The sequence below is a fragment of the bacterium genome (assembly GCA_021372775.1).
Lineage (GTDB): Bacteria > Acidobacteriota > Polarisedimenticolia > J045 > J045 > JAJFTU01.
Genome location: JAJFTU010000202.1, coordinates 1 through 2015, shown reverse-complemented (window position 1 = coordinate 2015; position 2015 = coordinate 1). Strand labels below are relative to the sequence as shown.

Here is a 2015-nt window from a genome sequence, read left to right as displayed (position 1 = left end):
CCGAAGCGGCGCGAGCTCGGGCCGCACGTCGTCTTCGACTGGGAGCGGTGCATCAAGTGCACGCGCTGCATCCGCTTCTGCGAGGAGGTGCCGAAGACCGGCGAGCTGGCGATGTTGCTGCGCGGCGTGCGGGAGGAGATCGGCGTCTTCCCCGGCAAGCCGCTCGACAACCCGTACTCCGGCAACGTCGTGGACCTCTGCCCGGTCGGCGCGCTCACGCTGCGCGAGTTCCGCTTCCGCTCCCGCGTCTGGTTCCTCGCCGACGTCCCGTCGGTCTGCCCGGGCTGCGCGCGCGGCTGCTCGACCCGCCTCGGCACGTTCCGCAACGAGATCTTCCGCGTCACGCCGCGCGCCAACCAGGCGGTGAACCGCTGGTGGATCTGCGACGAGGGGCGGCTGTGGGGCGATCGGCTGCAGGCCGCCGAGGGGCGGCGGCTCGACGGGCCGCGCGTCGTCCCGCCCGCGGCCGCGGGCGCCGCGCCGTCGGCGGCGCGGGAGCACGACACGACGGGCGCCGATCCGTGGGAGAAGGCGCTCGACGCGGCGGCGGAGGCGCTGCGCGCCGCGGCCGGACGCGTGCGCGTCCTCGCCGACCCGCGCGCCTCGCTCGAGGAAACGTGGGCCCTCGCCCTCGTCGCGAAGACGCTCGGCGCGCCGGTCCATCTCGCGTCGCACGAGGACGGCGCGGACGACGAGCTGCTGATCCGCGCCGACCGCGCGCCGAACGCGCGCGGCGCGGGGCTGGTCCTCGACGCGCTCGCCGGCGGCGCGCGTCCGGTCGCCGAACTCGAGGCCGCGCTCGCCGCGGGCGAGGTCGCGGCTTTGCTCGCGCTCGGCCCGGGGCTCGTCGGCCCGGTCGAGGACGAGCCGCCCTCGCTCGAGCCGGACGCGCTGGCCCGGGCGGCGGCGCGGATCGTGATCGACGCGCATCCTTCGGCGCTCTCCGGCGCGGCGACCGCGCTGCTGCCGGCGACCTCGTACGGCGAGTTCGACGGCGCCTACGTCAACTTCGCCGGGCGCGTGCAGCATTCCGCCGCCGCGCTCGCGCCGAAGACCGACTGCCGCCCCGCGGCGGCGACGCTGCTCGACCTCGCCGCGCGCCTCGGCGCGAACGCGCCCGTTCCCGACGCGCTGCGCGAGGCGCTGTCGCGCGACGTGCCGGCGCTCGCCGCGATCGACTGGCTCGACCTCCCCGCGGGGGAGGGACAGGACATCGCGGGGGCGGACTCGGCGCGCGAGGCCTGCCCGGCGACCGGCGCGGCGCTCGCGCTGCTCGCCGCCGGCGTGCCGCCGGCCGGGCGCTGAACGGGAGGGACGATGGACGCGGCGACCATGCTGGCCACGGCCCTCAAGGTCGTGATTCTCGCCGGGGCGGTGATCAGCCTCGTGCCGCTGCTCACCTGGCTGGAGCGGCGCGGCGCGGGGTTCATCCAGCTGCGCCTCGGGCCGAACCGCGTCGGGCCGCTGGGGCTGTTCCAGCCGGTGGCCGACGGCCTGAAGTTCTTCTTCAAGGAAGACATCCTGCCGCCGTTCGTCCACAAGCCGACCTACGTCATGGCGCCGATCGTCGCCCTCGCCGCGGCGCTGACGGCGTTCGCGGTGATCCCGTTCGGCTCGAAGCTCCATCTGCTCGGGATCGACGTTCCGCTGCGGATCGTGGACGTGGACGTCGGCGTGCTGCTGCTGCTCGCCGCCTCGGGGCTCGGCGTCTACGGGATCATCCTCGCCGGCTGGAGCTCGAACAACAAGTACTCGCAGTTCGGCGGGCTGCGCTCCGCGGCGCAGATGATCAGCTACGAGCTGGCGCTCGGCCTCGCCGTCGTCGGCGCGCTCGTCTTCTCCGGCACGCTCCGCCCGGAGCTGATCGTCGAGCAGCAGGCCGGCCGGCTCTGGAACCTCTGCTACCTGCCGGTCGGCGCGCTCGCGCTGCTCGTCGCCGGCTTCGCCGAGACGAACCGCGCGCCGTTCGACCTGCCCGAGGCCGAGTCGGAGCTGGTCGGCGGCTACCACACCGA

Annotated in this window: 2 protein-coding genes; both read left to right on the top strand. The window is 75.3% G+C overall.

Annotated elements, in window-relative coordinates; translation table 11 throughout:
- The coding region (locus LLG88_07105) for a molybdopterin-dependent oxidoreductase (protein MCE5246674.1) at positions 1–1305 on the top strand (1305 nt) is incomplete at its 5' end.
- 12 nt (positions 1306–1317) lie between these two features.
- Positions 1318–2015: NADH-quinone oxidoreductase subunit H (locus tag LLG88_07100; GenBank protein ID MCE5246673.1), on the top strand; the 698-nt coding region annotated here is incomplete at its 3' end.